This is a genomic window from Vibrio hangzhouensis (assembly GCF_900107935.1).
GTDB lineage: Bacteria > Pseudomonadota > Gammaproteobacteria > Enterobacterales > Vibrionaceae > Vibrio > Vibrio hangzhouensis.
Map to the genome: position 1 here is coordinate 138,653 of NZ_FNVG01000007.1, position 26,226 is coordinate 164,878.

Here is a 26,226-nt window from a genome sequence, read left to right on the forward strand (position 1 = left end):
ATGCGTTGCCTTTTATCATGCGAAAAACTATGCTGTTCACTAACTGCTTGAAAAATGTTCTTCAAATGTGCATTTTTAGCGGTTTTAAGCAAATAAATGGTCAATGCCGAGAAAAATTAATTTTATTTTTCGGCAGTTGTTGACACATGTAATCGACGTCATTAGAATACCGCCAATTTGTCTGAACTACCTGAAACCGCTTATTTATGGCGAAGAGGAAGGCAGATTTGCAATTTAATTTAAAATTTATGCATTTTTATTCTGGAGGTTGTCTTGAGTAAATCAGCACTGTTAGTCCTAGAAGATGGGACAGTGTTCCACGGTGTTTCCATTGGAGCAGATGGTTTATCCGTTGGTGAAGTTGTTTTTAATACCTCGATGACGGGGTACCAAGAAATCCTCACTGATCCTTCCTATTCTCAACAGATCGTTACCCTTACTTATCCTCACATTGGCAATACTGGTACTAATAAAGAAGACGAAGAGTCTTCGGCAATCCACGCACAAGGCCTTGTGATCCGCGATCTTCCTCTTATCGCTTCTAACTTCCGTAATGAACAGTCACTTTCTGACTACCTTAAGTCTCAAAACATCGTTGGTATCGCAGATATCGATACGCGTAAACTGACTCGTCTACTACGTGAGAAAGGTGCACAGAACGGTTGTATCGTCGCTGGCGATAATCTGGATGAGGCTCTGGCGCTCGCTAAGGCGAAAGAATTCCCTGGCTTGAAAGGTATGGATCTTGCGAAAGAAGTTACAACAAAAGAGACGTATCAATGGAAACAGGGTTCGTGGACGCTCGAGGGTGGTCTTCCTGAAGCGAAAGACGACAGCGAACTGCCATATCACGTTGTTGCCTACGACTTCGGCGCAAAACGCAACATCTTACGCATGCTTGTTGACCGCGGCTGCCGCCTAACAGTGGTTCCGGCGCAAACTTCTGCTGAAGACGTGCTTGCACTCAACCCAGATGGCGTATTCCTGTCAAACGGCCCTGGTGACCCGGCGCCATGTACATACGCTATCGAAGCAACAAAAGTATTCCTAGACAAAGGCCTGCCAATCTTCGGTATCTGCCTTGGTCACCAAATCTTGGCTCTAGCGTCTGGTGCGCAAACAGTGAAGATGAAGTTTGGCCACCACGGTGCAAACCACCCAGTTAAAGACCTTGATCGTGACGTAGTAATGATTACTTCACAGAACCACGGCTTTGCTGCGGATGAAGCGACGCTTCCAGAGAACCTACGTGCGACGCACAAGTCTCTGTTCGACGGTACGCTTCAGGGGATCCACCGTACAGATAAGCCAGCGTTCAGCTTCCAGGGTCACCCTGAAGCGAGCCCAGGTCCACACGATGCAGCGCCATTGTTTGACCACTTCATCGAACTTATTAAACAACACAAAGCGTAATTCGGAGTAGTTGAGAATGCCAAAACGTACTGACTTAAAAAGTATTCTAATTCTTGGTGCTGGCCCAATCGTCATCGGTCAGGCTTGTGAGTTTGACTACTCAGGCGCTCAAGCGTGTAAAGCACTGCGCGAAGAAGGTTACCGAGTTATTCTTGTGAACTCGAACCCTGCAACTATCATGACTGACCCAGACATGGCAGATGCAACCTATATTGAGCCTATCCAATGGGAAGTGGTTCGTAAGATCATCGAGAAAGAGCGTCCAGATGCAGTACTGCCTACTATGGGTGGTCAGACTGCACTTAACTGTGCTCTAGACCTAGAAAAGCACGGTGTACTTGCTGAGTTCGGTGTAGAGATGATCGGTGCAACGGCTGACGCTATCGATAAAGCAGAAGACCGCTCTCGCTTCGATAAAGCGATGAAGTCAATCGGCCTGGAGTGTCCACGTGCTGACACGGCTAAGACTATGGAAGAAGCTTATGGCGTTCTTGATATGGTTGGCTTCCCTTGTATCATCCGCCCTTCTTTCACTATGGGTGGTACTGGTGGTGGTATCGCGTATAACAAAGAAGAGTTCGAAGAGATCTGTCGCCGCGGTCTAGACCTTTCTCCAACTAATGAGCTTCTTATCGATGAGTCGCTAATCGGCTGGAAAGAGTACGAGATGGAAGTGGTTCGTGACAAAGCGGACAACTGTATTATCGTTTGTGCGATTGAAAACTTCGACCCAATGGGTATTCACACTGGTGACTCAATCACAGTGGCGCCAGCGCAAACGCTGACCGACAAAGAATACCAATTGATGCGTAACGCTTCTCTAGCGGTTCTGCGTGAAATCGGTGTAGAAACCGGTGGTTCAAACGTTCAGTTTGGTATCAACCCGAAAGATGGCCGTATGGTTATCATCGAGATGAACCCGCGTGTATCTCGCTCTTCTGCGTTAGCGTCTAAAGCAACAGGTTTCCCAATCGCGAAGATTGCAGCGAAACTGGCAGTTGGCTTCACTCTAGACGAGCTAATGAACGACATCACGGGCGGCGCAACTCCAGCATCGTTCGAACCAACTATCGACTACGTTGTGACTAAGATCCCTCGCTTTAACTTCGAGAAGTTCGCCGGTGCTAACGACCGTCTAACGACTCAGATGAAGTCTGTTGGTGAGGTAATGGCGATTGGTCGTAACCAGCAAGAGTCTCTACAAAAAGCACTTCGCGGTCTAGAAGTAGGCGTGAACGGCTTTGATGAGATGGTTGACCTAGACTCTCCAGACGCACTATCTAAAATCCGTCACGAGCTGAAAGAAGCGGGTGCGGAGCGTATCTGGTACATCGCAGACGCATTCCGTGCCGGTCTGTCGGTTGACGGCGTATTCAACCTAACGCAAATCGACCGTTGGTTCCTGGTTCAAATCGAAGAGATTGTGAAACTAGAGAACGAAGTTAAGGCAGGCGGTTTCGCAGGTCTAACTCAAGACGTACTTCGCAAGATGAAGCGTAAAGGTTTCGCGGATGCACGCCTATCGACTCTGCTAGGTGTCTCTGAAAGCGAAATCCGTCGTCTACGTGACCAGTACGAGATTCACCCTGTTTACAAGCGCGTAGATACCTGTGCAGCAGAGTTCTCATCTGACACGGCTTACATGTACTCATCTTACGATGAAGAGTGTGAAGCGCAGCCAACAGACAAAGACAAGATCATGGTTCTGGGCGGTGGTCCTAACCGTATCGGTCAGGGTATTGAATTTGACTACTGCTGTGTACACGCGTCTCTTGCACTGCGTGAAGACGGTTACGAAACCATCATGGTTAACTGTAACCCTGAGACAGTATCAACGGATTACGACACGTCAGATCGTCTGTACTTCGAACCGGTAACGCTTGAAGATGTACTGTCAATCGTACGCGTTGAGAAGCCAAAAGGCGTTATCGTTCAGTACGGTGGTCAAACTCCACTGAAACTGGCTCGTGCCTTAGAAGCGGCGGGTGTGCCGATCATTGGTACTAGCCCAGACGCTATCGACCGTGCAGAAGATCGTGAGCGCTTCCAAGTTGCCGTAGACCGTCTAGGCCTACTACAACCAGAAAACGCCACAGTAACGACGCTTGAGCAGGCAGTTGATAAATCTCGTGAAATCGGCTTCCCACTTGTTGTACGTCCTTCATACGTACTCGGTGGTCGTGCGATGGAAATCGTATACGACGAGCAAGACCTACGTCGCTACTTCAACGAAGCAGTGAGCGTGTCTAACGAATCGCCAGTACTTCTAGATAGCTTCCTTGACGACGCAGTAGAAGTCGATATCGATGCTATCTGTGACGGGGAGCGTGTAGTTATCGGCGGCATCATGGAGCACATCGAGCAAGCGGGTGTTCACTCAGGTGACTCAGCATGTTCACTTCCTGCTTACACGCTGAGTGCGGAAATCCAAGACACTATGCGTGAGCAAGTTGAAAAGCTAGCGTTCGAGTTGGGTGTACGTGGACTAATGAACACTCAGTTTGCTGTCAAAGACAACAAGGTTTACCTAATCGAAGTAAACCCACGTGCAGCACGTACGGTACCGTTCGTTTCTAAAGCAACAGGTGCACCACTTGCGAAAATCGCAGCACGTGTAATGGCGGGCCAATCTCTAGAGTCTCAAGGCTTTACTAAAGAGATCATCCCACCATACTACTCTGTGAAAGAAGTGGTACTGCCGTTCAACAAGTTCCCAGGTGTTGACCCACTACTAGGCCCAGAAATGCGCTCTACTGGTGAAGTTATGGGTGTTGGCGCAACGTTCGCAGAAGCTTACGCGAAAGCAGAACTAGGTTGTGGTAATGTTTACCCAGAAGGCGGCCGCGCACTACTGTCTGTTCGCGAAGGCGACAAGCAGCGCGTCGTTGACCTAGCGTCTAAGCTAACTAAGCTTGGCTACCAACTAGATGCGACACACGGTACAGCAGTTATCCTAGGTGAAGCTGGCATCAACCCTCGTCTTGTGAACAAGGTACACGAAGGTCGTCCACACATCCTGGACCGCATCAAGAACAACGAGTACACCTACATCGTGAACACGGCTGCTGGTCGTCAGGCGATTGAAGACTCCAAAGTTCTACGTCGCGGTGCTCTGGCGGAGAAAGTGAACTACACCACAACGCTAAACGCAGCGTTCGCAACGTGTATGGCTCACACTGCTGATGCAAAAATATCGGTAACGTCAGTACAAGAACTGCACGAGCAAATCAAAAACGCTTAATCGGATAAAAACTAAGAAGCAGGTTTGCCCTGCCTTCTAGACAACCTCATTGCCCGCTCACTTGAGCGGGCTTTTTTTGTTACCAAGTCAAGTCAGAGACTGTTTTTTAATCAAATAGCCTTGGCGCTATATTCCTGTTTTCAATTAAAACACAGGAAAACAGCAGTGAAATCGAAACTCTCAACGGCGGCGCTATTCGCGCTAACCACACTCACCACACCTGTGATGGCCGACAATGGTTTATATCTTGGTACTCTGTTAAGTACAGTGCGAGTCGCCAACGATTCCATCAAACTACCCCCATCAAATGTCAGTAATCTGGGGGTACAGGCGGGGTACTCATTTAGTGAACATTTTGCGTTAGAAGGTCGATATTTCTATGCGATCGAACGCGTCAGCACGCTCCCTCTGCACCAGTCACAGCTGTATGCCAGAGTCAGTTATCCGTTCGGCGAGTGTTTTTCTGTCTACGCGCTGGCAGGTGTCAATATCAGCAGGCAACATTCGGCAAGCAGTAATGTTCAGAGTTCATTCTCAGGCGGGGCCGGTGTGTCATACGCTTTTAGCGAAAAGGTAAAAGGATCGCTGGAATACGTATCGTTAGCACAACGCAGACTCTACAGCGGCAATGCGGTCAATATCGGCCTGAGTTACCACTTTTAATCTATGCCTGATAGGAATGGGTTTCTATCCTCAATTTCGCTAGTGTTAGTGCTTGTGGCAAGTAAAATAGCGCAACGATATGAGTTTGAGTCCGGCGCATGGAAGTTACAATTGAAATTTTAGGGATGTTGTTTTTGGTGGCCAGCCTGGCTGGATTTATTGATGCGATGGCCGGTGGTGGTGGTCTGTTGACGCTGCCAGCTCTGCTCTCGGCGGGTGTGCCGCCAACGCAGGCTCTGGCGACTAACAAGCTTCAAAGCTCATTTGGTAGCTTTTCTGCAACCTGGTATTTTGTTCGTAACGGCATTGTTGATTTAAAGGATATGCGGCTGGCGATTGCCTGCACTTTTATTGGCTCTGCCATTGGTGCCGAGTTGGTGCAGCACATTGATGCCGGTGTGTTAACCAGTTTGATTCCGATCTTGTTGCTGGCTATCTCTTTGTATTTCTTGTTTGCTCCCCAAGCGGGTGAAGGGCGAGGGAAGCCTAGGCTGTCTGAGACGATGTTCGCATTTTCCGTTGGCACAGGGGTGGGCTTTTACGATGGGTTCTTTGGGCCTGGAACCGGCTCTATCTTTACCATTTGCTTTGTGGCGATTGCCCAGTTATCCATTGTTCATGCCACAGCAAGAACTAAGGTTCTTAATTTTACGTCAAATCTCGCGGCGCTGATTTTTTTCGTCATTGCCGGTTTACCGGTTTGGGAGATAGGTCTTGTCATGGCAGTGGGCGGTTTCCTGGGGGCTCGTATGGGAGCGAAAGTGGTCGTGTCAAAGGGACGAAAGTTCATTCGTCCACTGGTGGTGCTTATGTCGATGGTGATGGCAATAAAGCTACTTTGGGAACAGCATCCTCAATGGTTTCAATCATTGTTCTGAGGCGTTGTTGTTTTAATGCTGACGGACGGTAAACCACATGAACCGGGCGTGTTAGTTGGGTCAAAAAGTCAAAATCAAAGCACAGCTCTTCATCGATATGGAGGGTTTTTATGATTGATAACGGTACCAAAGCGGGTGATACGCCCTGAATCGCCAGTTGCGCTGCCGCGGTATAAGAGTCCATCTGCATACTGGGTCGGATGCCGGCTTGTTGCAGGAACCCAGCTTGGTAAGTATTGGCGGGGTTATTCAGATCATTGGTAATGAGTTTTGCTGGTGGGGTACCCAGAGGGTGTTTGCTGACCACCCTGAAAGGCTCATTGAAAAGATGGGTTGCGTGTAACCCCAGGCGTGCATTTAAGTGCCCGGCACAAAGCCCAATCGCGGCGTCACCGGATTTAACGTGTTCAATAATTCTCGGTGTGTGGTTCGTGGTGATCGTGACAAAAGGATCATGCTTAAGCATGCCCGGCAACGTTTCACTCAGGTATCCCGCCACCAGAGTTTCAGAGCAGTCAATGCGGATTAGAGAGCGGTCGTCGAGCACTTGTTGCTCTGCAATCAGCCCACGAAGCTCATTAAGACTGGGGCCAATCCGCTCAATCAATGAGTGAGCATCAGGCGTCAGTTTGATCTGTCGGCCTTCGGGTTCAATCAGTTTCTTACCCAACCTTTTCTCAAGATTCGCAATCCGTTTACTGACCGCTGATTGGCTGATGTACAGTCGACTTCCTGTGCGGCTCATGGTCTTTTCTTGCGCCAGCACCAGCAGAGTTTCTATTCCTTCCAGTAGCATGTCTTTTTAATGAAAAATAGGAATGATTAACTGTCATTATAACACTAAATACTACTTAGCCTGGACGTTGTGACAACTTAACCGTATAGCCCTGACCGTCATCATCTGGTACGAAATCGACAAAGTGCTGAATACTGTCGAGCTCATCTTCAACGTAATGAGATACATATAAAAGTTGACTAAGATTCTCTTGTGCAATCATATTTAACGCATTCATCACCAGCTTACGACCCAGAAAGTCGAGCCCTTGATAGGGTTCATCCAGAATCAAAATAGTTGGTTGTTTGATGATAGCCCGGGCGATCAGCAGTAGTCTTTGCTGACTGTATTCCAGTGTTTTAAAAGAACGGTCATGAAGAGCTTCCATATGTAGCAGAGTCAGCCACTCTTTTGCGGTTTCAATTTGATTCTTACTCGGTTTGTCATACAAGCCAATGGAATCGAAATAGCCGGACAGCAGTACCTCGAGTGCGCTGCAGTTGACCCGATACTGAAGGTGCAGTGAGGACGACACCATGCCAGTGTGCTGTTTAATATCCCAGATGGTCTCTCCACTGCCGCGCTTCATTCCATAGATGTGGATATCGTTACTATAGCATTGCGGATGATCCCCGAAAATCATCCCCAGCAAGGTGCTTTTTCCGCAGCCATTAGGCCCACGCACTTGCCAATGCTCCCCTTTATTGATTTGCCAGTTGATTCCGGAGAAGATTTTCTGGTCGACATACTCCACATGGCCATTGGTGATTTTGACCAATGGGTTGGTGAATTGTGATTGGTGTTGATGCTTACGGATTAAGGTCAGCCACTGCTCACTCTGCTCAGAAGACTGAGCTAATAGTTGAGAAATGATCGGGTGGGAGCACCACTGCGGGTAGTTGAGTTGTTGCTTTAGTTCTCCCTCTTCAAACATTGCCACATGTGATACCCAGGAAGGGACCTCGTCTTCGCGTGAAGTGATTATTATTAGCTGAATATGCAGTGACAAATCGCGAAGGTAGTTCGCCAGCAAGCTACGATGCTGTTTATCCAATCCAACAAAAGGTTCATCCAGGATCAGAAACTTCGGTGATTTGGCCAGAGCTCGAGCAAGCATGACGCGACGGGTTTCGCCAGTAGAGAGTTGTTTAAAGCCTCTGTGCTGGAGATGTAACAGGTCAAGCTCCTGCATCAGTTGTTGAGTAATTTGCGGGTTCTCAGCGAATTCGGCGATGAGTTGTTCGACACTACGGCCAAAATCAATTTTGTCCATAAAATCCGTGTCATCATTGGCGTTTTCCAGAGCGAGCAGGCGCTGCTGCTCCGCCAGGGATACCTGAGCGATACCGGATTTCGGCAGGTCGATGCTGCCGCTATCTGCGGTGAGCTCGCCACACAACAGGTCACCTAACATGGCTCCCACATTGCCCTGAGTTTCAAAAACGGCCCAGTGCTCGTTGGGTTTAATGTGCCAGTGTGGAATGGAGAGAGTACCTGCCTGATTAACCAAGAGGCTGTTAAAAGTGATATCCATAGACTATTCCCTGTCGGTGGAGTAAATCGCATGTTTAACCAACATACTAAAGCGAAAGGGAAAAATGAAGGGTAAAGACTAGAGATTTACCAATCTCTAGTCTGTTTTGAAGTCGTTACCGGTCGAGGGCGAAGGTAGGTAGCGATAAGTGCCATCGAATCGCACCAAGACGAATAACCAGTGTCGCAACAATACAGCACAGGAAAGCAATCTCGGACGATGCGCCGAGCAACAGCGCACTGGTATGGAAGAGGCCACCAATAATACAGGCTGTTGCATAAACTTCGCGGCGCAGAACCATAGGAACTTCCCGTGCCAGCACATCCCGGATTATCCCGCCACCACAGCCTGTTATAACGCCCATGATCACGGCGACCATATACGAATCCTGAAACATTAGCGCCTTTTCAACACCGATACCGACGAAGACCGCAAGGCCGACGGCGTCACAGACTGGCAATACATACCAGGGGAGACGGCGGGGATGGCGAACCAGTAACATCGTCAACAAGCAGGTAATGAAAATCACCCAGAGATACGTGGTATCAGTAATCCAAAAAACCGGGGTGGCCCCCAGAGCCATATCGCGGATCGTACCGCCACCAATGGCGGTGACGCTGCCCAGTACCATTACACCAAAAGGGTCCATCCTAAGTCTTCCTGCAAGTATCACTCCCGATATTGCAAACACTGCCGTACCAAATAAGTCGACCAAATAGAGCATGGAGTCCACAGCTGTATTCTCACTGAAGCATTTAAATAGGAAAGTGGGCTAATTTTACGGGATTTAATGATTGCGCCTAGTGCTTCCTATTTAAATGTGATCAGCTTCTCATTTATTTTTTAACCGAACTTGTTCGAAATAGTTGCATATCTGGTCGATGGCGAGCAGGGTTCTTGGTGTTGGCCGGTTGAGCCAGTCTGAGGTCAAAGACCAGATATGCTGTTGTTCAACGGCAGGCAGTTCCGCAGACCATTGCTGCCACAGGTTACCGTTAGCAATGGCATGCTCGGAGGTAAAGATCGCTTGAGGCTGACGAACAATTATCTGTTCCTGACTGACTTGAGGGTAAGGAGCTTTGCTATCAGAGAAAATATTTTCACCACCACAAAACTCAAACACTTCACTGGGCCAGTTGCCCTGTGCGAGTGTAATAATGGGTTTCTCGCTGAGTTGATAGAAGTAGCGCACTGGCTCGTTCGTATCATACTGTTGCTTGAGTTGATGGAGCCTGGTAGTAAAGTTGAGTGCAGCTTCCTGACCTACAGAAGGGTCTTCAGCATATTGGCTGAGTCTTTTCAGGTTAATAGCAATATCATTGAGGGAGGCTGTTTCAGAATAAAACAGATTGAAGCCGAGCTTCTCCAGTTTTTCGAGCTCCCTTGCTGGATTGCCTGCGGGCCATACAAGAATCAAATCAGGCTGTAATGCAACGATACGCTCTAATTTGATGCCCTGATAATTGGACACTCGCTCCAGTTTCTTTGCGGGTGGAGGATAGTCACTGTACTCACTGGCGGCGATCAGCTTATCGCCAAGCCCTGCAGCATAAGCCAGTTCGGTAGCATGGGGGGCCAGACTGATAATACGTTGAGGAGCGGCCAGTGCATTCGGCACCATTACAATACCTAACAGGAAAGCCAGCCTTTTCTTCATGATTTAAAAGCCCTTATGAACAATGAACATGATCAGACTCAGCAGAACTAGCCACAGGTAAATACGCCAGGCGATGTGCTTTTGCAATTGAGCCAAATGATAAGCCGATGGCGCGATTTTTCCACCCACTCGTGCGCGCTGGTGTTTCTCTCCCTGATAGATAGCCGGACCGCCCAGCGCCAGTTCAAAGCGGTGCGCATAACTGCAAATTAACCATCCGGTCACCGAATTATGCCAGGCTTTCGACTGTGATAGTGCTTGCCGGACTATGTGAACGGGCATACCGAGCATCACCAGTAATGAAAACAATCTCTGCGGAACAAAGTCAAGCAGAACAAAGAGTGAAGCAGCCGCACGGCCAAATTCCGAGAAGTTACGTTGGCTCGGGCTCCAGTTCCGGGCCAGTTCCAGTGTCAGTCGATAGAACAGGGCACCAATGCCACCTAACAGGCTGTACCAGAACAGGACACCGACCACATTACGCGCATAGCTCAGGAGTAGGGTCTCAGCACCGGCTTTACCTATGCCTAATAAGGATAGTGTGTTGGTGTCACGATTGATTTTAGTCGACAACAGACGACGAGCGTGTGGTTTATCTTCTTTAGCCAGCGCCTCAATAAGGCGACGCATAAACGTTTCGTTACCACGCCAGTCGAGAGCCAGTAGTAACAGTGCCAAGTGATAGAACTCCGCTTTCCAAACAATGGACTGGAGTGCAATAAGGACCAGTAGGGTGGGCACTAACATTAATAATAGGGCCAGTGTACCGGATAACTGTTTCTGCTGGGCAGAAGAGGTTGCGGTGTTGACCTTACTGGCGATGAGTCGTGCCAGTTGCTGCCAAAAGCGCACGGGATGCGCAGCCGGAGGAATAGGGATAAGCAGATGAAATAAGAGCGCGCCCCACATGATAAGCAGCGCGCCATTTCCATACAAACTCTCAATAAAAGAGCCCATTTAGCGGTCCTTGCGTGGTATGTCCTTAATTTCAGGTAGTGCTTATTTAAGTAGCTCAACCATTTTAACCACCATCTCTGACGAGCTTTTTGCAGCAAGCGGAAGGAACTCTTCAAAGCTCATTGGTGATTCTTTATCGGCAACATCAGAAATCGCGCGCACCACCACAAATGGGGTGTTGAACTGATGGCAAGTTTGAGCAATGGCTGAAGCTTCCATTTCTACAGCGATAACACCAGGAAAGTTTTCGCGGATATAGGTCTGGCGCTCAGGGCGGCAAACAAACTCGTCACCGGTACAGATCAAACCACGCACAGCATGCTTGTCTTCCATCTGAGCCAGAGCCTGCTCTGCAACGTCCATCAGCTTTTGATCCGCGTTAAAGGCCGCTGGTTGGCCGGCCATTTGACCAATCTCATAACCAAATGCGGTTACATCTGCGTCGTGGTGGCGAACTTCAGTTGAAATGACAACATCTCCCAGATTCAGAGAGGGCGCAAAACCGCCAGCAGAACCTGTGTTGATGACGACGTCTGGTTGATAATCGCTAAGAAGAATCGTTGTACCCACAGCGGCAGCGACTTTGCCGATCCCGGATTGCAGTAAAACAATGTCGGCACCGTCCAGTTGACCCGTGTAGAACGTACAGCCACCTTTCTGGATCTGCTCCAGGTTGCTCAGTGCTGATTTAAGGATGGAAACTTCTTGCTCCATTGCGCCAATTACGCCGATTTTCATAGAGATTCTCTCAAGTAGGAAACGTATTTTGGCGTGCAGTATAGCAACAGTCTCGATTCAGCCCAACTTTTACTGGCAGTAGCGGCTAGGGATTTGCGATGACCAATCCAGTTTCAATCAGTTTGGCTCGAAACGCTTCCACCCGGTCTCGATTGACCTTGAAATCATAGTAACCGATGCGGGCTTCAGAGCGGACGATTAAACGTCCATCCTTGATTTTGAGTTCCATATCATCAATGTAGCCAAATATCTCAGAGGTGTACTCTATTCGCAGATAGTCATCTCGCTTGTCTGCCAGTTCTGATCGATGGAAGCTCAGGGCCACTTGTGCTATTTGATCGATCGTTGCGTTTGGTGTCAGGATGAATGACGCCAGCTCAAACTCTTCCCGATTGTCCTGAGTTGAAACACAGCGTGGGTTGTCACCACAGGGTTGTTCTGACAGATCCGCTGTTGTGTTTCTAGGGGCACTACAGGCAGCGAGAATGAGGGTGGAGGACAGGGCGATGATTCGGGCGATTGTCATATGCATTCCTTAAAAAAGCCCAGCTAGGCTGGGCTATTGAATGAAAGTCCTATACCTCTAAGAAGTCTAGTATGCCTTCTGCCGCTTTGCGTCCTTCATCGATGGCGGTCACCACTAAGTCCGATCCACGCACGGCATCGCCTCCGGCAAAAATCTTCTCATTGGTGGTCTGATACATAAACGTCTGACTCACGGGAGCTTTGATTCGGCCCCATTGATCGAGCTCGACACCATAAGGTTCCAGCCAGGTCATTTGATGTGGTTGAAAGCCAAAGGCCATGATCACAGCATCAGCTTCTAGCACATGTTCACTGCCTTTTACTGGCTCTGGTCGGCGACGTCCCGCCTCGTCCGGCTCGCCTAACGCCGTTTTCACCACTTTCACGCCACAGGCGTTACCATTGGCGTCCACTTCGATGCCCAGTGGCTGCAGGTTAAACATGAAGTTTACCCCTTCTTCACGCGCGTTTTTCACCTCACGTCTTGAACCGGGCATGTTTTCTTCATCACGGCGGTAAGCACAAATGACGTTATTAGCACTTTGGCGGATAGAGGTTCGGACGCAGTCCATGGCCGTGTCACCACCACCAAGAACCACCACTTTTTTCCCCTGCATGTCAATGAAAGGTTGATCACCTGCTAATCCCATGACCTTATAGGTATTGGAAATAAGGAACGGCAGAGCATCAAATACGCCTGGCGCATCCTCATTCTCTAAACCGGCTCGCATGTTCTTGTATGTCCCAACGCCCAAGAAGACGGCATCGAACTCGTCAACCAGAGTGGCCATATCTACATCTTTACCCACCTCGGTATTAAGTCTAAACTCAACGCCCATGTCGCTAAAGATGCGGCGACGGTTAAGCATCACATCTTTTTCAAGCTTAAAAGATGGGATGCCGAAGGTGAGCAGTCCGCCTATTTCTGGGTAACGGTCAAAGACTACGGGCTTAACGCCATTACGCACTAAGATATCAGCGGCGGCGAGGCCTGCAGGACCGGCACCAATTATGGCGACCTTTTTATCGGTCCATTCGACATGCGACATGTCCGGTTTCCAGCCCATTTCAAACGCTTTGTCGGTGATGTACTTCTCGATATTACCGATCGTGACGGCACCAAAGTCATCATTCAGTGTGCACGACCCTTCACAGAGACGATCTTGTGGACACACACGTCCACACACTTCTGGAAGACTGTTGGTTTGGTGCGAAAGCTCAACCGCTTCCAAAATGCGCCCCTCATTGGCAAGTTTGAGCCATTGAGGAATGTAATTGTGTACCGGACATTTCCACTCACAGTAAGGGTTACCACAATCCAGACAGCGATCGGCCTGAGCGGTGGCTTGTTGCTTGGTGAAGGGTTCGTAGATCTCAACGAACTCTATCTTGCGAACCTTGATGGGCTTTTTCGCCGGATCGACTCGGTTCACATCAATAAATTGGTATACGTTCTGGCTCATAATTCAGGCTCCTTCCAATTATTGGGCTTGAACGCGCAGCTCTGCGGCGCTTCGGCTTTGGTGACCAAGCAGCGTGTTGAGATCCGCGGCTTTCGGTTTCACTAGATAAAACTTTGGAATCCATTCATCGAAGTTTGCCAGAATGTTTTCAGCGTGTACTGAGCCTGTCTCCTCAAGGTGCTCGGCAATGAGGCCGCGTAGGTGTTCCTGATGGATGTACAGATCCGACAGAGAAATTGCATCGACCGACTCGGTGTTGACGCGACCTTCAAAGTCATCATTGCTGTCCATGACATAAGCAAAGCCGCCCGTCATACCCGCGCCAAAGTTAACTCCAGTCGCGCCAAGGATAGCCACAATACCGCCTGTCATGTATTCACAGGCATTGTCACCCGCACCTTCAATCACCGCTATGGTGCCCGAGTTACGCACTCCAAAGCGCTCACCAGCGGTACCCGCAGCAAAGAGCTTGCCGCCGGTTGCACCGTAAAGACAGGTGTTACCAATGATGGTGGCGTCATTACACGTGAAGGTTGTGCCTACGTGAGGTTTGATAACTAACTTACCGCCAGCCATGCCTTTGCCTACATAGTCATTAGCATCGCCTGTTAGGTAGATTTCCACCCCGCCAGCATTCCATACCCCCAGTGACTGACCTGCCGTCCCATCTAAATAGAGCTTAATTGGGTTGGTTGCCATGCCCTGGTTGCCATAGCGTTTGGCGACCTCACCAGACAACCTGGCTCCGACAGAACGATCGGTGTTACGAACATCAAAGTAGAAGTTTCCACCGGACTGACTTTCAACCGCAGCGCGTGTTTCATTATTGATCTTCTGGTTCAGCTCGGCGGCATCGAATGGATGGTTAGGCTCTGTCCAATACAGTGGGTGGGACAGCGGTGATACTGGCGCCTCAAGGATATTGGAGAGATCGAGTTTTGATTGCTTCGCTGTCATCCCCTCTACCGCTTCCAGCAAATCAGTGCGACCAATCAAGTCAGTCAGCTTTTCTACACCTAACTCAGCGAGTAATTCACGTACCTCATCGGCAAGGCCTGTGAAATAGTTGACCACCATTTCAGGCAGACCTTTGAAGTACTCTTTACGCAGCGTTTCATCTTGCGTAGCAACGCCGGTTGCACAGTTGTTCAAGTGACAGATACGCAAGAACTTACAGCCCATTGCCACCATAGGTGCGGTACCAAAACCAAAGCTTTCAGCACCGAGGATCGCGGCTTTCACTACATCCAGACCCGTCTTCAAACCGCCATCGACTTGCAGGCGGATCTTGTGGCGTAGGTTATTGGCAACCAGTGCTTGCTGCGTTTCGGCAAGCCCTAGCTCCCACGGACAACCGGCATACTTCACCGATGTCAGAGGGCTGGCTGCCGTGCCGCCATCGTAGCCAGAGATGGTGATGAGGTCTGCATATGCTTTAGCTACACCAGTAGCAATTGTGCCTACACCAGGTTCGGAAACCAGTTTCACCGATACCAAGGCATCGGGATTAACCTGCTTCAAATCAAAGATAAGCTGGGCTAAATCCTCAATGGAGTATATGTCGTGATGTGGAGGAGGGGAGATGAGTGTAACCCCTTGCACTGAGTGACGCAGTTTGGCGATCTCAGCCGTCACCTTGTGACCTGGAAGCTGTCCGCCTTCTCCCGGTTTAGCGCCTTGTGCTACCTTGATTTGCAACACGTCGGCATTGGTGAGGTAGTGTGGTGTTACGCCAAAACGACCAGAGGCAATCTGTTTAATACGTGAATTTCGATTGGTACCAAAGCGACGAGGGTCTTCTCCCCCTTCGCCAGAGTTAGAGTAGCCGCCGAGTTTATTCATCGCTATGGCTAGCGCTTCGTGCGCTTCTGGGCTCAATGCGCCAATTGACATGGCGGCAGAATCAAAACGTTTGAACAGCTCTGTTTTTGGTTCAATTTGCTCTAGTGGCAGAGCCTGGTCGGCTTTTTTTAGCTTCATCAAGTCACGAAGCATAGCAACAGGACGGTCGTTTACCTGCTTGGCAAAAGAACGGTAATCCGTAGATTCACCCGACTTCACTGCTTGTTGCAGCGTACCTACGACATCCGGGTTATAGGCGTGGTATTCGCCATCGTGGACGTATTTGAGTAGACCACCATGTTCAACCGGTTTTCGTTTTGCCCATGCCTTGCGAGACAGGTTAAACAAGTCTTGTTGGAAGTCGTCGAAGTTCGCACCTTGAATACGGGTGGTAACGCCCGTGAAACAGAGATTAACCACATCGGTATGCAGACCGACCGCTTCAAACAGTTGCGAGCAACGGTAGGAAGCGATGGTCGAGATACCCATCTTCGACATGATCTTGTATAGCCCCTTGTTGATACCGTATTGATAATTTTGCATGACCTCGCGATAGCTCTTGTTTATCGCACCATCGTCTACTAGCTTGCCAAGTGCCTCGTAGGCTAGATATGGGTAGATGGCAGTAGCACCAAAGCCAAGCAATACGGCAAACTGGTGCGGATCACGTGCTGTCGCGGTTTCGACAATAATGTTGGCATCACAACGAAGGTTCGCTTCAATCAATCTTGTTTGCACAGCGCCAACTGCCATGGCCGCTGGGATAGGTAGCTTACCTTTAACCAGTGCGCGATCAGAAAGTACCACTAATACAGTACCTTCCTTAACCACCGTTTCAGCTTGATCACAGAGATCGAGGAGAGCTTGTTTGAGATCTTTCTCGTTGGGATCGTAGTTAATGTCGAGGATCGTGTTGCGATAGTGTTTGTCGCTTAGCTCTAGTAGCTGCTGTATGTCAGAGTACAGCAATACTGGTGAGTCGAAGGTGACGCGATAGGCATGACCATCGGTCTCACAGAACACATTCATCTCTTGACCGACACTGGTCGCGAGTGACATGACGTGCTTTTCACGCAATGGATCGATAGGCGGGTTGGTGACCTGAGCAAATTTCTGGCGGAAGTAGTCAGTAACCAAACGTTCTTTGGAAGACAGAACCGCCATAGGCGTATCGTCACCCATAGAGCCAACGGCTTCTTGGCCCATATCGCCCAATACGCGAAGCACCTGATCAGTTTCTTCGTTGGTCATGGCGAACTGCTTTTGATAGGTCTTAAGCAGAGTTTCATCAAAGCTGCGCTCACCAACCTGCTCATCTTTGAGCTCACTAAATGGGGTCAGTTTGTGAACGTTATTCTCCATCCACTCTCGGTAAGGGTGTCGGCTCTTGAGATCATTATCTATGTCGTCGGAGTGCCAAAGTTGCCCTTCCTGAGTGTCGACAACCAGTAGTTCTCCAGGGCCGACACGACCTTTTTCTGCCACTTCATCGGGGGCGTAGTCCCAAATGCCGACTTCGGATGCGAGGGTAATGAGGTTGTCTTTGGTGATAACATAACGCGCCGGGCGAAGGCCGTTTCTGTCCAGATTGCAGGCCGCGTAGCGACCATCGGACAGAACGATTCCTGCCGGCCCATCCCATGGCTCCATGTGTTTGGAGTTGAAGTCATAGAAGGCTCGCAGATCCGGGTCCATGTCCGGGTGATTTTGCCATGCGGGTGGCACCAGCATTCGCATCGCGCGGAAGATATCCATACCGCCAGACAGGAATAGGTCCAGCATGTTATCTAAGCTCGAAGAGTCTGAGCCAGTCTCATTAACAAATGGTGCTGCAGTTTGTAGGTCTGGCAATAGCGGTGAGGCGAATTTGTAAGCGCGCGCTTTTGCCCACTGGCGGTTACCTTCGATGGTATTGATTTCACCATTGTGCGCCAAATAGCGGAACGGCTGTGCCAATGGCCAGCGTGGCTGAGTATTGGTTGAAAAGCGCTGGTGGAATAAGCAGATTGACGACTCCATCCGAAGATCGGCAAGATCAAGGTAGAATCGCGGAAGATCGGCCGGCATACACAGACCTTTATAGACGATCACTTGTGTCGACAGGCTACAGATATAGAAGTCGGCATCGTCATTGATGCGTTTTTCAATGCGCCTTTTGGCGATATACAGACGTCGTTCGACGTCTTGTTCACGCCAACCTGCAGGAGCCGAAATGAAGACCTGAACAATATTTGGCAGAGAGCTCATGGCTATCGGGCCGAGAACCTGTTCATTCGTAGGGACATCGCGCCAGCCAGAAATGGTCAGGGTTTCCTGAGCCAGTTCTTGGTTAATGATGTCTTTGGCTGTCTGAGCTTTTACCGGATCTTTGGAAAGAAAAAGCATGCCAACGGCATACTGTTTTCCCAGATTCCATTCATTTTCTTCTGCAATTAACCGGAAGTATGAATCGGGTTTTTGAAGTAACAAGCCACATCCATCGCCTGTTTTTCCGTCGGAGTTGATACCGCCTCGGTGAGTCATGCGGTCTAGTGCTGAGATTGCGGTGCGCACCAGTTTGTGGCTGGGCTGACCTTGCATATGCGCAATAAGACCAAATCCACAGTTGTCTTTTACAAGACTTGGATCGTAAAGAGCCATTGCCTTTCTCCCTTTGAGCTTGCTGTCATCCTGACAGTAAATTAATGCTTTTTAATGACTTTTTGTTGTTATTTGGGTCACATTTATTGTCGTAAAACTTTTAACAAATTGTATCTATTCTATTTTCACGGAATTCACAACGTATAGCTTATGGCGAGAAAGGTCAAGTTTTCGGAAAATTGTTATGTGTGAATCGGAAAACCAGCGGATTTCACTATGAAGGGCTAGGGTCATTTTCATCAAAATGGAGAGGCTATTAACATTTTGCGTAACAAGGTGTTTATCGGCTACAAAAAAGGCCAGCATATTGCTGGCCAAGTTCGGAAGGAATGCTGTCAGTTACTTATTCAGTGTAACCATACAGAAAACCTTTAAGCAGAAAGCATCAAAGAGTTTGCCTTCGCTTCAAGGTTGGTGTTGCCCATTAGGTATTCATCGACGGCGCGTGCACACTCACGGCCTTCGTTGATGCAGCGTACGACCAGTGACTGACCAGTACGCATATCACCAGCGGCAAAAACACCCTGTTGATTGGTTTGGAAGTTGCTCGCAGCAACGTTACCACGTTCGTCAAGCTTGATATCCAACTGTGCAAGCACGCCTGTTGGTTCTGGGTGTAGGAAGCCCATTGCCAGGAAGGCCATGTCACATGGAATAACGCGTTCAGAGTTTGCCACTTCTTCGAATGATGGACGCTCACCAGGTGCCGCATCTTTCCAAACGATATCGGCAATGCGCAGACCGGTTACCTGACCTTCATCGTTGCCGATGAACTCTTTGGTCAGGATATTCCAATGACGTTCACAACCTTCTTCGTGAGAAGTGGTGGTCTTCATGATCATTGGGTATTGCGGCCAAGGCATATTGGCTGGTCGCTTCTCCGGCGGAATCGGCATGATTTCTACCTGAGTTACGCTGGCAGCCTTATGACGGTTTGAGGTACCAACACAGTCAGAACCAGTATCACCACCACCGATCACCACAACGTGTTTATCTTTGGCGTGGATCTCTTCGCCTTTCAGGTCCATGTCGTTTGCTCGGCGGTTGTTCTGTGCAAGGAATTCCATCGCGAAGTGAACGCCGTTTAGCTCACGACCAGGAACCGGTAGGTCACGAGGCACTGTAGAGCCACCTGTTAGTAGTACGACATCAAACTCCTGACGCAGCTGCTGAGCGTTAACGTCAACACCCACGTGCTGATTTACTTTGAATTCAACACCAGCTTCAGCCATTAGGTTGATCTTACGGTCAATCACGTCCATACCCAGTTTGAAATCTGGGATGCCGAAGCGAAGCAGACCACCGACTTTCTCGTCGCGCTCAAATACTGTCACAGAGTGACCTGCACTGTTGAGCTGCTCTGCAGCCGACAGACCGGCAGGACCAGAACCGATGATTGCAACGGTTTTACCCGTGCGTGCACGCGGTGTTTTTGGTTTCGCATAACCTTCGCGATAAGCGGTCTCAACGATGGTTTTCTCAATGTTACAGATAGTGATTGGGTCCTGGTTAATACCAAGCACACAAGCACTCTCACATGGAGATGGACATACACGTCCCGTGAACTCAGGGAAGTTGTTGGTTGAGCTCAGAATGTTCCAGGCTTCTTCCCAACTGTCGCGATATACGGCATCGTTGAACTCAGGGATGATGTTACCGATCGGGCAGCCGCTATGACAGAACGGCACGCCACAATCCATACAACGAGAAGCCTGAGTATTGATTTTGTCGCCAAACTCTTCGTTCAGAACGAATTCTTTGTTGTCTTCAATACGAACTGTTGGGTCGAGCTTCTTTGGAAGCTCGCGACCATGTTCTAAAAATCCAGTAGGCTTACCCATTATACTGCCTCCACTTGTTCCGTTTGCGCTTGCTCAGCTTCTGCTTTGCGCTTTTGTAGCACTGCTTTATAGTCGCGTGGCATCACTTTCACCAGCGAGGCAATGCTTGCTTCAAAGTTGTCTAGGAAAGACTGAGCGACTTCACTTCCTGTGAACTCCACATGCTTATTCAGCATGTCTAGTAGTAGTTCGCGATCTTCTTGTTCGATAGGGTCCAGGTCGACCAGTTCTGGGTTGAGCTTGGTTTCAAAGTCACCGGCTTTATCCCAAACATAAGCCACACCACCACTCATACCAGCGGCAAAGTTACGACCTGTTGAGCCAAGGATAACCGCAACACCGCCAGTCATGTATTCACAGCCGTGGTCACCCACGCCTTCAACCACAACTTTCGCGCCAGAGTTACGAACACAGAAACGCTCACCAGCCATACCGCGGATGAAAGATTCACCAGATGTCGCACCATAGAAACAAACGTTACCAACAACGATGTTGTCTTCCGCAACGATGCTCGATTTTGCATCTGGGTACAGCACCAAGGTGCCGCCAGACAGACCTTTACCCCAGTAATCGTTCGCATCACCTTCCACTTCGAACTTCACGCCCTTAGCAAGGAAAGCACCGAATGACTGACCCGCAGAGCCGTTGAACTTGACGTTCATTGGCTGTGGTAGACCTTGGTCTTTGTAAACTTTAGAGATCTCGTTCGACAGCATGGTACCTGCAGAGCGATCCGTGTTGATGATTGGGAACTCAGCATTTACTGCTTCACCCTTCTCAAGTGCTGGGATAGCGGCTTGAATCAACTTACGGTCCAGAACTTGTTCCAGGTTGTGGTTTTGCTCTGTCTGGTTGTAAACACCGTCTTCTTCACGTGCTTGTTCAATGTGCAGAACAGGCGTGAGATCCAGGTTCTTATATTTCCAGTGAGCGATGTCGTCACGAACTTTTAGTTTCTGAGATTGACCGACCATCTCATCGATAGTGCGGAAGCCAAGCTCAGCCATGATTTCACGCAGGCCTTCAGCCATGTATTGGAAGAAGGTCACCACGTCTTCCACGCGACCGTCAAAGCGCTCACGTAGAGTTTTGTTTTGCGTTGCGATACCCACTGGGCAAGTGTTCTTGTGACACTTGCGCATCATGATACAGCCTTCAACCACTAGTGCTGCGGTTGCAACACCCCATTCTTCAGCACCAAGCAGAGTCGCCACTGCTAGGTCGCGAGGTGTTTTCATCTGACCATCAGATTGAACCACGATACGGTTACGTAGGCCGTTCTTCAGAAGTGTTTGGTGCGTTTCCGCCAAACCTAGCTCCCATGGAAGACCCGTGTGGCGAATTGATGACATCGGAGATGCACCGGTACCACCATCGAAACCTGCGATAAGAACGACGTCTGCTTTTGCTTTTGCAACACCAGAGGCGATAGTACCCACGCCGGCTTCTGATACTAGCTTCACATTCACGCGGCCAGCACGGTTAGCATTCTTCAAGTCGTAGATCAGCTGAGCCAAATCTTCGATTGAGTAGATATCGTGGTGCGGCGGTGGAGAAATCAGACCAACGCCCGGAGTCGAGTGACGTGTTGCACCGATCCAGTCATCTACTTTATCACCTGGTAGCTGACCACCTTCACCTGGCTTCGCGCCTTGAGCCATCTTGATTTGTAACTCATCAGCGTTGGTCAGGTAGTAAGATGTCACACCGAAACGACCGGATGCTACCTGTTTGATGGCAGAGCGTTCCCAATCGCCGTTCTCTTTGCGCTCGAAACGTGTAGGGTCTTCACCACCTTCACCCGAGTTCGATTTCGCACCGATGCGGTTCATCGCAACGGCCAGGGTAGAGTGCGCCTCGTACGAGATAGAACCGAATGACATTGCACCCGTGGCGAAACGCTTAAGGATGCTTTCGATTGGCTCGACTTCTTCTAGAGGAATCGAACCTGCAGGATTCTTAACAAAGTCTAACTGGCTACGCAGTGTTGCGGCGTTGTCGCCCTGATCATCAACTGCTTTCGCGTATTGCTTAAATTGAGCAAAGTCTTTGTTGCGCGTAGATTGTTGCAGCAGCGAGATAGTTTCTGGGTTGAACAGGTGCTTCTCACCACGCTGTTTCCACTGATAAACACCACCGACATCAAGTACTTGAACTGGGATCTCACGTGCAGGGAAGCCTACGCGGTGACGGATCAGAACTTCTTTAGCGATGTCATCAATCGTTAGGCCTTGGATACGTGAAACGGTACCCGTGAAGTATTTCTCAACCACTGATTTGCTTACACCAAGTGCTTCAAAGATTTGCGCACCGTGGTAAGACTGAAGCGTCGAGATACCCATCTTCGAGAAGATCTTCAACAGACCGCCATTGATGGCCTTACGATAGTTCTCAAACAGCTCAGAGATAGTCGTTTCAGGATCTAACTTCTTAGTGCGCTGCAGCTCAACCATAGTTTCAATAACTAGGTATGGGTTAACCGCGTTTGCACCATAGCCCACCAGTGTTGCAAAGTGGTGTGTTTCACGTGCGTCACCGGTTTCTACTACGATGTCACACTTAGCACGTAAGCCTTTGCGGATTAGGTGATGGTGAACCGCGCCTACGGCTAGCATTGCTGGGATAGCCGCATGGTTTGAGTTAACCGCACGGTCAGTTAGAAGGATGATTGAGTAACCATCGATCACTGCGTCTTCAGCGTATTGGCAGATACGTTTTAGGGCACGCTCTAGCTTGCCTTCGTCTTCGCTCGCTTGGAATACGATATCTAACGTTTTCGCTTGTAGGTGCTCGTTATCGATAGCACGCAGCTTTTCAAGCTCTGAGTTAGATAGAACCGGAGACTCAAGCTCTACTTTTTGGCAGTGCTCTGGCGATTCAGTCAGGAGGTTCTGATCTTTACCTAGGTAAGTGTTCAGTGACATCACCATACGCTCACGAATCGGATCGATTGGCGGGTTAGTAACCTGAGCAAATAGCTGTTTAAAGTAGTTGGACAGATGTTGTGACTGGTGCGAAAGGATCGCCAGCGGCCAGTCAGCACCCATTGCAGACAATGGCTCTTTGCCATCTTTTGCCATAGGTACGATGATTTCGTTCACTTCTTCTGAGCTGACACCAAACGCTTGCTGTTTGTGCAATAGCTTCTCTGGAGAAGGTTGGCTGAACTCGTTGCTCGCATCTGGAAGCTTCTTAAGGCTAAGTAGGTTCTCTTCCACCCATTTCTGGTATGGCTGAGCACTTGCAATGCCATCTTTTACTTCTTCATCAGAGATGATGCGACCTTGCTCTAGGTCAGCAACGAAGATACGGCCAGGTTGCAGACGACCACGGAACTCAACGTTCTCTGGCTCAATGTCGACAACACCAGATTCTGATGCCATCACTAGGAAGTCATCTTTAGTCACGGTATAACGCGACGGGCGCAGACCGTTACGGTCAAGCGTTGCACCTACCTGAACACCGTCAGTAAAGCACACCGATGCCGGGCCGTCCCATGGTTCCATTACGTTCGCGTGATACTGGTAGAACGCACGACGTGTTGGGTCCATGTTTTTGTTTTCTTGCCATGCTTCAGGGATCATCATCATCAACGCATGTGGCAGGCTACGACCAGACAGAACCAGGAGCTCAAGTGCCATATCGAAGTTGGATGAATCCGAACTGCCTTCCTGACAGATAGGGAGCAGCATGTCGATCTCTGCTTGAGTGAACAAGTCAGATTCGATGATCGCTTCACGTGCCTTCATCCAGTTCAGGTTACCGCGTACGGTGTTGATTTCACCATTGTGGGCAATGTAACGGAAAGGCTGTGCTAGGCGCCATTTCGGGAAAGTATTGGTAGAGAAACGAGAGTGAACCAGAGCCAGTGCTGTCACCATCGTTGGATTCTGTAGATCGAGGAAGTACTGAGGTACCTGCTCTGTCGTTAGCTGACCCTTATAAACAAGAGTCTTGTATGACATCGAGTTGATGTAGAAGTCATCGCCAATGTTTGACACGCTTTCCAGACAGACGCGAACCGTGTAGTTACGCAGTACATAAAGCTTACGCTCTAGCTCTTCTGGTGTGCAGCCTGGGCCGCCAGTTACGAATACGTGTTCAAATTGAGGCTCAGTGCTTAGCGGGTCAGCACCGATCATAGAGTTGTCGGTTGGCAGTACGCGGTAACCAATAACTTCAAGATCCAGACGCTTAGCGTTGCGTTCCAGAATGTCACGACACTGTGCGCGTTTGTGCTCGTCTTTAGGGAATAGCACCACACCGACACCGTACTTTTCAAAAGAGGGTAGCTTGATGCCAAGCTTTACTGACTCTTCTAAAAGAAACTCATGCGGTTTTTGAAGTAGGATACCTGCGCCGTCACCGCTGCATGGGTCACAACCCTGACCACCACGGTGTTCCATTCGAGCCAGCATATCCAGGGCTTGAGTCACTACTTCGTGAGATTTACGGTTTTTTAGGTGAGCAACAAAACCGATACCACAAGCGTCATGCTCCAGTTCAGGAGTATACAGACCTTGTGTATTCTGCTCTCTATCTACCATAGATACTTCCTTCCAGTTAAATCCAGGCACAACAATAGTGTGTGGTTGCGCCTTGTCCTTTGTAATTTTGATTCTTGACTGCCAGAGGGGGCAGCTTTCGAGTCCATTCAGCATCTCGCAGGAAAAGTATTGCGAGAAAAACATTCCTTGGTGATATCTAATGTCTGCATTTCATAATTTAGTGAAATGTGTTGCTGGGAGTAGAATATCAACCTTCAATCTACTAATTCATACTGTAATAAAAACGGCAAATACAGCAGAATTGTGTAAGTATCCTACAATTTTGTTCTCTGTAATTCCAACGAAACTTACGTCTGTTACACATTTTTTTTATCTAGTTTTGAATATATTCCATAACATAACTGCAACATTTGCCGTTTTTTGCTTGTTTTTATGCATATTTATTGATTTTGGTTAAGCGATGTTTAACAGCGTGCTGATACGATGCATGGTTTTCTTTTGCAGGGATGTAATTTAGTTTCACAAATTAGAGTGAGATTCATTCTTATTAATAGGTTATTGAGCATGCAATTACATGAGTTGGTGAATACCATCGGCCAGGATTTACAACGCCGTTATGGAGAGAAAGTTCACAAACTGACCCTGCACGGCGGTTTCAGCTGTCCAAACCGCGATGGTACCATCGGACGTGGCGGTTGCACATTTTGCAATGTTGCATCCTTTGCCAGTGAAGAGACTCAAATACAGTCGATCCATGAGCAACTGTCTGATCGCGCGGGCGAAGTAAAGCGTGCGAAAAAGTATCTAGCGTATTTTCAAGCCTATACCAGTACTTATGCCGAAGTGCAGGTTCTGAAGAATATGTATGAAGAGGCACTGAAGTACGCTGATATCGTCGGCCTGTGTGTGGGTACCCGTCCAGACTGCGTTCCGGACTCAGTGCTGGAATTGTTGGCGGGTTACGTCGAGCAAGGTTATGAAATCTGGCTGGAACTCGGATTACAGACCGCTCATGATCAGACTTTGAAACGAATTAACCGTGGTCATGATTTTGCGGTGTACGATGAGATCACCCGACGTGCACGGGCTCTTGGTATCAAGGTGTGTACTCACCTTATTGTGGGCCTGCCTAATGAGACCAAGCAGGACAACCTGCAGACACTGGAAAAGGTGCTGAAGACCGGAACAGACGGGATCAAACTTCACGGCTTGCATATTGTTGAGGGCAGTACCATGGCTAAGGCATGGCGTGCCGGACGACTGGAAGCACCCACTCTGGAGTTCTATCTGGATGTGGCCAGTGAAATGATACGCCGCACGCCAGCAGAAATTGTCTACCACCGAGTCTCCTCTTCAGCGAGGCGACCGACATTGCTTTCCCCGCTCTGGTGTGAAAATCGCTGGCTGGCAATGACGGAACTGGGCCGTACCCTGACAAAAGAGGGGGCGCAAGGCTCGCTGACCACGAATTCGTTTATCTATCACAAACCTGTTCTCAAATAATTCGCCTTCCGTGTGTAGCAACGGGCTTAGTGATAGACTTAGCCCAGT

The 26,226-nt window shown here is 49.1% G+C and carries 16 protein-coding genes; 5 read left to right on the plus strand and 11 right to left on the minus strand.

What is annotated here, in order from left to right:
* Window positions 1-273: 273 nt before the first annotated feature.
* From carA to C4S60_RS09420, 4 genes are all read left to right on the plus strand, one after another.
* Entirely contained in the window at window positions 274-1,413 is a 1,140-nt protein-coding gene (carA, locus tag C4S60_RS09405) for a glutamine-hydrolyzing carbamoyl-phosphate synthase small subunit (protein WP_103880090.1), read from the plus strand.
* A gap of 16 nt (window positions 1,414-1,429) precedes the next feature.
* A complete protein-coding gene (gene carB / locus C4S60_RS09410) occupies window positions 1,430-4,654 on the plus strand; it encodes a carbamoyl-phosphate synthase large subunit (RefSeq protein WP_103880091.1) in 3,225 nt (1,074 codons plus the stop codon).
* Between the two features lie 165 nt (window positions 4,655-4,819).
* A complete protein-coding gene (locus C4S60_RS09415; protein ID WP_103880092.1) occupies window positions 4,820-5,317 on the plus strand; it encodes a porin family protein in 498 nt (165 codons plus the stop codon).
* A 98-nt stretch (window positions 5,318-5,415) separates the two neighbouring features.
* The gene (locus C4S60_RS09420; protein WP_103880093.1) at window positions 5,416-6,195 is read left to right on the plus strand and encodes a TSUP family transporter; all 780 of its coding nucleotides are present in this window, start codon (window positions 5,416-5,418) and stop codon (window positions 6,193-6,195) included.
* Here the strand turns inward: C4S60_RS09420 and C4S60_RS09425 are convergent.
* The 11 genes from C4S60_RS09425 to gltB (C4S60_RS09475) all read right to left on the minus strand — a co-directional run bounded on the left by C4S60_RS09425 (window position 6,125) and on the right by gltB (C4S60_RS09475) (window position 24,714).
* A complete protein-coding gene (locus tag C4S60_RS09425; protein ID WP_103880094.1) occupies window positions 6,125-6,991 on the minus strand; it encodes a LysR family transcriptional regulator in 867 nt (288 codons plus the stop codon). The genes C4S60_RS09420 and C4S60_RS09425 overlap by 71 nt on opposite strands.
* Window positions 6,992-7,046: 55 nt before the next feature.
* Window positions 7,047-8,504 carry an ATP-binding cassette domain-containing protein gene (locus C4S60_RS09430; RefSeq protein WP_103880095.1) on the minus strand — a complete coding sequence of 486 codons (1,458 nt, stop codon included), beginning with the start codon at window positions 8,502-8,504 and terminating at the stop codon, window positions 7,047-7,049.
* Between the two features lie 115 nt (window positions 8,505-8,619).
* Window positions 8,620-9,228 (minus strand): TRIC cation channel family protein, encoded by a 609-nt coding sequence (locus C4S60_RS09435; protein WP_425275115.1) that lies wholly within the window; start codon window positions 9,226-9,228, stop codon window positions 8,620-8,622.
* Between the two features lie 108 nt (window positions 9,229-9,336).
* Complete coding sequence (gene btuF, locus C4S60_RS09440; protein ID WP_103880097.1) at window positions 9,337-10,161, minus strand: vitamin B12 ABC transporter substrate-binding protein BtuF; 825 nt, start codon at window positions 10,159-10,161, stop codon at window positions 9,337-9,339.
* A gap of 3 nt (window positions 10,162-10,164) precedes the next feature.
* Window positions 10,165-11,118 carry a cobalamin biosynthesis family protein gene (locus tag C4S60_RS09445; protein WP_103880098.1) on the minus strand — a complete coding sequence of 318 codons (954 nt, stop codon included), beginning with the start codon at window positions 11,116-11,118 and terminating at the stop codon, window positions 10,165-10,167.
* A gap of 42 nt (window positions 11,119-11,160) precedes the next feature.
* A complete protein-coding gene (mtnN, locus tag C4S60_RS09450) occupies window positions 11,161-11,856 on the minus strand; it encodes a 5'-methylthioadenosine/S-adenosylhomocysteine nucleosidase (RefSeq protein ID WP_103880099.1) in 696 nt (231 codons plus the stop codon).
* Between the two features lie 85 nt (window positions 11,857-11,941).
* Window positions 11,942-12,382, minus strand: coding sequence for a DUF1499 domain-containing protein (locus tag C4S60_RS09455; protein ID WP_103880100.1), 441 nt, complete (start codon window positions 12,380-12,382; stop codon window positions 11,942-11,944).
* 49 nt (window positions 12,383-12,431) lie between these two features.
* The gene (locus C4S60_RS09460) at window positions 12,432-13,844 is read right to left on the minus strand and encodes an FAD-dependent oxidoreductase (protein ID WP_103880101.1); all 1,413 of its coding nucleotides are present in this window, start codon (window positions 13,842-13,844) and stop codon (window positions 12,432-12,434) included.
* 18 nt (window positions 13,845-13,862) lie between these two features.
* Window positions 13,863-18,326 carry a glutamate synthase large subunit gene (gltB, locus tag C4S60_RS09465; protein ID WP_103880102.1) on the minus strand — a complete coding sequence of 1,488 codons (4,464 nt, stop codon included), beginning with the start codon at window positions 18,324-18,326 and terminating at the stop codon, window positions 13,863-13,865.
* 371 nt (window positions 18,327-18,697) lie between these two features.
* Entirely contained in the window at window positions 18,698-20,167 is a 1,470-nt protein-coding gene (locus tag C4S60_RS09470) for a glutamate synthase subunit beta (protein ID WP_103880103.1), read from the minus strand.
* Entirely contained in the window at window positions 20,167-24,714 is a 4,548-nt protein-coding gene (gene gltB, locus C4S60_RS09475; RefSeq protein WP_103880104.1) for a glutamate synthase large subunit, read from the minus strand. Before gltB (C4S60_RS09475) ends, C4S60_RS09470 begins: the two co-directional genes overlap by 1 nt.
* Before the next feature lie 525 nt (window positions 24,715-25,239).
* Between gltB (C4S60_RS09475) and mnmL the strand changes: the two genes are divergently transcribed.
* The gene (gene mnmL / locus C4S60_RS09480) at window positions 25,240-26,178 is read left to right on the plus strand and encodes a tRNA modification radical SAM protein MnmL/YtqA (RefSeq protein WP_103880105.1); all 939 of its coding nucleotides are present in this window, start codon (window positions 25,240-25,242) and stop codon (window positions 26,176-26,178) included.
* Window positions 26,179-26,226 lie beyond the last annotated feature (48 nt).